The following is a 6795-nucleotide window of genomic DNA, read 5'->3' as shown; positions in this document are numbered from 1 at the left end:
GGCGGCGGGCAGCCGGGCGGGCGGCGGCGGGGCGGCAATCGCCATCGCCGTGGCGCGGTCGTCGAGCTTGAACACGCTGACCACATTGGCCTGGCTGGCCGCCTGCTCCTGCAACGACGCCGCCGCTGCCGCTGCTTCTTCCACCAGCGCCGCGTTCTGCTGTGTCACATTGTCCATCTGGCTGATCGCGTGGTTGATCTGCTCGATGCCGGCGATCTGCTCTTCGCTGGCCGCCGCAATATCCTGCATGATGGTCGTCACCCGTTGCACGCTGCCGACAATCTCCTCCATCGTCGCGCCAGCCTGTTCCACCAGCTTGCTGCCGGCATCGACCTTGCCGACCGAGTCGTCGATCAGCATCTTGATTTCCTTGGCCGCCGCCGCCGAGCGTTGCGCCAGCGTCCGCACTTCCGACGCCACCACCGCAAAGCCGCGCCCCTGTTCGCCGGCGCGCGCCGCTTCCACCGCCGCGTTCAGCGCCAGGATATTGGTCTGGAACGCAATGCCGTCGATCACCGCAATAATCTCCACGATGTTCTGCGACGAGGCGCTGATCGAATGCATGGTCTCGACCACCTGCGCCACCACCGCACCGCCCTTGCTGGCCACTTGCGAGGCCGACGCCGCCAGCTGATTGGCCTGGCGTGCGTTGTCGGCATTCTGCTTGACGGTGCCGGTCAGCTGCTCCATCGACGATGCAGTCTCTTCCAGCGAACTGGCCTGCTGCTCGGTGCGGCTCGACAAGTCCTGGTTGCCGCGCGCGATTTCGCTGGTGGCGGTGGCGATCGTATCCGTGCCGCGCCGCACCTCGCCGACGATGTTCAGCAGGCTCTGGTTCATATCGCCCAGCGCCTCCAGCATCTGCCCGGTTTCATCGCGCGAGTGCGATTCGATCCGGCTGCGCAAATCGCCCGAGGCGACCGTGCGCGCAATCCGCACCGCCGCGCTCAGCGGACCGACGATGCTGCGGCTGAGTATCCACGCCAGCACCGCCGCCAGCGCCACCGTCAGCAGGCCGCCGATGATGATGGTGTTGGCGGTCAGGCTTTGCAGCGAGGCGGCGTCGGCCGCGCGCTGTACCAGCAGCGTCTGTTCTGCGCCGCTGATTTCCTTGAGCAGCGCGCGCATCGCGTCCATGCCGGTGCGGCCGCGACCTTCGCGCTCGAATTGCAGCAGCGGATCGATGCTGGCGCCATCGTTGGCCTTGGCGCGCAACGCCAGCACCGGCGCCACCGCATCGGCGTGCCACGCCTGCTCGGCCTGTTCCAGCTTGCGCAGCCGGTCCTGTTGCGCCGGGTTGTCGGCGGTCAGCGAACGGGCTTTGTTGAGATGTTCGGAAAACGCCGTCTGGCCGGCTTTGAGCGGCGCCATCGAGGCATCCTCGCCGGTCAGTGCGTAGCCGCGTTCGCCCGTTTCCATGTTCAGCAGGCTTTCCAGGATGGCCTGGGTTTCGGCGATCACTTCATGGGTGTGGTTGTTCCAGCCGTTGGCCTGCGCCAGCCGCGAGAAGTTGGTGTAGGCGGTGCCCAGCAGCAGCGCCAGGATCACCACTACCGCGCCGAAGCCGAGATACAGCTTGCGGGTGATGCCGAAGTCGGAGAATCGCATGGTGATACCCTCCCGATGAGCACGTCAAAGTTTTAGGTCAAGCAGCCAACAAACGATTTAGTGTATAGAAGTTTTCCGGCACGGCCTACCTCGTTCCGAAATATTTGCAGCTAGCAAACACGCTAGTAATGCAACTTGCATGCAACAATTTATTATTGCCCCGGAAATGTTTTCGTGGCTTAATGTTCCGTTCCACATGCGCGGACAGCGATCCTGTCCATGCATTCATGTAGTTCCATAAAATCGGGAGAGAAATACTATGCAGGGACAACACCTGTTGCGCACGCTGGTCGGCGCAGCCCTCGCCGCCGGCCTCAGCGCCGCCGCCGTGGCCGCGCCAGCAGCCGCTACGCCGGCTGCCGCCAGCATCTACAACCAGCCGCCGAAAGAGATTCTGGATGTGATGCGCGCTGCGGCGCCGCCATTGCCGTCGCTGAGCCCGACCCGCGACAAGCTGATGCTGGTGACCATGCAGGACTACCCGTCGATCGCCAAGGTGGCGACGCCGTTCCTGCGCCTGGCCGGGGTGCGCATCGAGCCGGGCAACCACAGCCAGCATGATACGCCGGGCGGCTACGGCATCCCGCCGTGCGTCAGCGCCATCGATCTGGTGCAGGTGGACAGCGGCAAGAGCATCGCCGTCAAGCTGCCGGCTGCGGCCGACGCCTGCCCGCGCCGTCCGGTGTGGAGCGCCGACGGCCAGCGCTTCGTGTTCGAGAACGTCACCACCGATGCGGTGGAACTGTGGGTGGGCGACGCCAGGAGCGGCGCCATCCGCCGTCTGCCGGGCGTGCGCCTGAACCAGATGTTCGGCGACCAGGTGCACTGGATGCCGGACCAGAAGACGTTGCTGGTCAAGCAGGTCGTCGCGCGCAAGGCGCCGCCGGTCGAAGCGCCGGGCTCGGAAGGTCCGGGCATCCAGGAGTCGCTGGGCCAGAAAGGCCAGAGCAGCACCTATGAAAACCGCGACACGCTGCGCAACCGTCACGACGAAGAACTGTTCAACTACTACGGCACCTCGCAACTGGCGCTGGTCGATGTCGCCACCGGCAAGATCACCCCGGTCGGCAAGCCCGGCCTGTATGAAGACCTGTCGATCGCGCCGGATGGCCGCCATGTGGTGGTGACCGAAATCCGTCCACCGTATTCCTACGTCACCACCTTTGACCGATTCCCGAAACAGGTCGACCTGTGGGACCTGGCCCAGCGTCCGGGCAAGGACGGCAATCCGGTGGTGCGCGAAATCGCCGCGCTGCCGCTGGCCGACCGCGTGCCGAACCGCGGCGTGCCGACCGGTCCGCGCGACTTCACCTGGCGTCCGACCGAGGCCGCCACGCTGGTGTGGGTGGAAGCGCTCGACGGTGGCGATCCGAACGTCAAGGCTAGCGAACGCGACAAGCTGATGCTGCTGAAGGCGCCGTTCAATGCCGCGCCGGTGGAACTGACCCGCACCGAACAGCGCTTCGGCGGCCTGTCGTGGAGTGAGCAGCCTAACGTGGCGCTGCTGACCGACTACGACGTCAACCGCAAGTGGGTGCGCACCTGGCAAATCAATGTCGACGATGCGCAGAATTCGCGCCGCCTGATCTGGGACCAGTCGAGCGACGAGAAGTATGCCAATCCGGGCCAGCCGGTGCTGCGCCGCCTGGCGAACGGCTTCCCGGTGATCCGTCTGCAGGGCGACACCATGTACCTGTCCGGCGCCGGTTCGTCGCCGGATGGCGACCGTCCGTTCCTCGACAAGTTCGACCTGAAGACGCAGCAGAAGGAACGCCTGTTCCGCAGCAGCAAAACCTCGTATGAACATTTCATCGGCTTTGCCGGCACCGGCGAAGGCCGTTTGCTGACCTGGTCGCAGTCGCCGGAAGACACGCCGAACGCCTTCGTCCGCACCTTGGGCGCCAGCACCACCGCCGAAGCGGGTGAGCCGAGCTACGCGTCGTCCAGCGTGGCGCTGACCCACCTGGTCGATCCGGTACCGCAAGTGCGCCAGATCAAGAAGCGCCTGGTCAAGTACAAGCGCGCCGACGGCATCGACCTGTCGTTCACGCTGTACACGCCGCCGGGCTACAAGGAAGGCACGCCGCTGCCGACTATCCTCAACGCTTATCCGATGGACTTTGCGGATGCGTCCAAGGCTGGCCAGACCACCGGTTCGCAAGCTACCTTCACCCGTCTGCGCCAGTACCGTCTGCTGCTGTTGTCGGGCTACGCGATCATCGACAGCGCGGCCTTCCCGATCGTCGGCGATCCGCGCAAGGCGTATGACACCTACACCGAACAGCTGGTCGCCAACGCCAAGGCTGCGGTGGATGAGGCCGTACGTCTGGGCGTGACCGATCCGAATCGCGTCGGTGTGACGGGCCACAGCCACGGCGCGCTGATGACCGCCAACCTGCTGGCGCATTCGGACCTGTTCCGTGCCGGCGCCGCCACTAGCGGTTCGTACAACAAGTCGCTGACGCCGTTCGGCTTCCAGAACGAGCGCCGCTCGGTGTGGGAAGCGCCGGACGTCTACACCAAGGCTTCGACCTTCTTCTACGCTGACAAGCTGAAGACGCCGCTGCTGATCGTGCACGGCGGCGACGACGCCAACCCGGGCACCACGCCGCTGCAATCAGTGAAGTTGTTTGAAGCGATCCGCGGCAACGGCGGCGTGACCCGCCTGGTGATGCTGCCGCACGAGCCGCACTGGTACGCCGCGCGCGAGTCGAACGAACAGCTGATCTATGAAATGCTGCGCTGGTTCGACAAGTATGTAAAAGACGCGCCGCCGAAGCAGTAACGCGAACGGAGCAATAAAAAAGCCGCCAAGTGAAAACCTGGCGGCTTTTTTTTATCTACAGCGCGGCTTAGTCCGTGACTGGGAAGCTGGCGCTGCTGGTGGTGCCGTTTGGCGTGGTCACGGTAATCGTCAGCGCGCCACTGGAAACGGCATTGCTACATACCAGGGTGTCCGGGGCCTGGCTGGCGTCGCTGACCAACTGCACGGTGTAGATCCAGCTGTTGGAGTCGGCATCATTGGTGTTCGGCACCGTTACTGAAGCGGCCGAGCCGAGTATGCCATTCGAGGTGCTAAACACGATGTTACTTCCTGCCGGCAGCGGATTGCCGGGACGGTCAAACAGCCACAATGGATCGCCTGGGTGCGCCGCTACTCGGTTGTTGGCGAACACGGTCGGATTGTTGTCGCGGATCGCGAAGTGGAAGGCACGGCTGACGTTGCTAAACGCGACGCCGTTGGTGCAATGCGCCAGCGCCAGGCCGGTGACCGGCGACTGTTCCAGCAGCGAGATGGCGGCCGTGCTGTTGGACATGACCATCACCATCGATTTGCGCACGTGCACCGTGTTGTTGATGGCCGTGTTCGGCACGGCGCGCAGCACGCCGTTGTAGACGCCGTCGCCGCTGGCGTTCCAGCTGCCGTCACCGTTGGAGTCGATGTATTGCTCGCCACTGACGCGGGTGGCGTTGCCGCTCGTCCAGACATCGTCGATGCCGTTGGCGTTGTCGTCGGTGACGGCGCGGTCATTGCGGAACGGATCGCCGAGGTCGACAAATGGTTCGCCGGCGTCGTAGCGGTTGTTGCCGTTGTTGTCGACGAAGCTTTCCTCGCCCAGCGCATACGCCAGCACGGTGACGCGGCCGTCGGTCTGGCGCGGATTGCCCGAGCAGAAGCGTACCGTGCATTCGCCCGGCGTGCCTTTTTGCGTGATCACGGTGCCGTCGGTCAGGGTGGTGCTGGTCAGGCCGGTCAGGCAGGAGGCGTCGATCGAGCCGCCCTCGGCGGTGAAGCTGACGGCGGTGCCGTCCGGCGCCGGATTGTGGAAGTGGTCGGCCAGGCGCGCCGTGACGATGGTGCCAGTCGGTGCGGTGCAACCGTTATATTGGCCTCCCTCAACGTTTTTGATGACCGCGCTCAGCGAGAAACTACTCTGCTCCGGTACGCCGGTGGACACCACCAGCTGGTCGGACAAGGTGCTTAGCGAAGTGCCTGGCAGCGTGGCGGTGACGCGGACCGGCGTGTTGACGGTCCCGGACGCCACCGTGGTGGTGATCAGGCCGCCGGCGCCGCTGGTGGCACTGGCAGGGTTCAGCGACAAGCCGCCGGCGGTGGTGTTCAGCGCGAAGCTGACGCCCTGGCCAGAGACCGGATTGCCGTTGCGGTCGAGTACCTTGAAGGTGACGGTCGCGCTCTCCTGGCGGCCGGCGCCGCCGGTACCTTTCAGCGAGATGTTCTGCGGCAGCGCCGAGACGAACACCAGCTGTCCCGCCGTGGCGGCTTGTACCGTCAGGTTGGTGCTGCTGCTGATGGTGACGCCGTTGGCGACAAAGGAGGCGCTGACCGGGTCGACGCCGCCGCAACCGAGGTCGGTGTAGGAGGTGGTGGCGACGCCGCTGACGGTGGTGACCGGCGACGCGATGCGCGCCTTGCCGGCCGTGACGCAAGGCGAGCTGAAGGTAACGACCTGGGCCGGCGCATACGGCGTGCTGCTGTTGAGCACAGTGGCGGTCAGGCTGGCGGTGCCGCCGGCCGCCAGTGTGGCCGGCGAAATGACCGGCGCCGACAGCGTCAGTTGCAGCAGGCTGACGGTGTAATTGAAGGTGGCACTGACTGCCGTGCCGTTAACCGTGGCGCTGGCGGTGGCGCTGAAGGCGCCAGCCGTGGTGCCGGCGGCGATGCCGATGCTGGCCTTGCCGCTGGCGTCGCTGACCGCAGTGCCGGTGGCGGGCGTCAATACCGCGCTCTTGTCGGTGGTGGCGAAGCTGACCAGGGCGTTGGCCACGGCCAGGCCGTTGGCGTCCTTGACGGTCGCCACCAGCGTGCCGCTGCGGTCGGTGGCGATACTGGCGGTGGCGCCGCTGGCATCATTCAGCGCCAGCGCCAGCGTCGGCTTGCTGGCCTCCGGCGTGGTGACGGCCGGGCAGCCGGGCAGGCTGGACGGACGGCTCGGATCGATCGTGGTGCAGCCGGCGCTGTTGCCGCTGCCGCCACCGCCGCAACTGGCCAATGCCGCCGCGAAGGCGGCCGCCAGCATCCAGCTGGCGGCATGATGAGCCCAGTGTTGGGGCTGCTTGTTTCTGAACATGTTTACTCCTGGTTGAAAGAGGGGAGTGCCGGCGCGTCGAGCGCGCTCAGCAACGGCGCCGTGGCCGCCAGCCGGACCGCCGGCGCCGCCAGTGCGG

At 65.7% G+C, this 6795-nt stretch carries 3 protein-coding genes; 1 reads left to right on the top strand and 2 read right to left on the bottom strand.

The genetic code is table 11. The features are described 5' to 3' along the window. Positions 1-1608 (bottom strand): methyl-accepting chemotaxis protein (locus GTP69_RS30400; RefSeq protein ID WP_161058364.1); only part of this gene is annotated, 1608 nt, incomplete at its 3' end. A 259-nt stretch (positions 1609-1867) separates the two neighbouring features. Between GTP69_RS30400 and GTP69_RS30395 the strand changes: the two genes are divergently transcribed. After that, complete coding sequence (locus GTP69_RS30395; protein ID WP_161058363.1) at positions 1868-4393, top strand: S9 family peptidase; 2526 nt, start codon at positions 1868-1870, stop codon at positions 4391-4393. Between the two features lie 67 nt (positions 4394-4460). Here the strand turns inward: GTP69_RS30395 and GTP69_RS30390 are convergent, their stop codons facing one another. After that, the gene (locus GTP69_RS30390; RefSeq protein WP_161058362.1) at positions 4461-6698 is read right to left on the bottom strand and encodes an Ig-like domain-containing protein; all 2238 of its coding nucleotides are present in this window, start codon (positions 6696-6698) and stop codon (positions 4461-4463) included. Between the last annotated feature and the right edge of the window lie 97 nt (positions 6699-6795).

This window comes from Duganella levis, assembly GCF_009857605.1.
Lineage (GTDB): Bacteria > Pseudomonadota > Gammaproteobacteria > Burkholderiales > Burkholderiaceae_D > Rugamonas > Rugamonas levis.
Note: the sequence above shows the minus strand (reverse complement) of the source record. Positions and strands in the feature narration are given on the sequence as shown.

Bases quoted from the DNA above. Each gene is read 5' to 3' on its own strand.
- GTP69_RS30390 (WP_161058362.1), bottom strand. From the start codon at position 6,698: ATGTTCAGAAACAAGCAGCCCCAACACTGGGCTCATCATGCCGCCAGC.
- GTP69_RS30395 (WP_161058363.1), top strand. From the start codon at position 1,868: ATGCAGGGACAACACCTGTTGCGCACGCTGGTCGGCGCAGCCCTCGCC.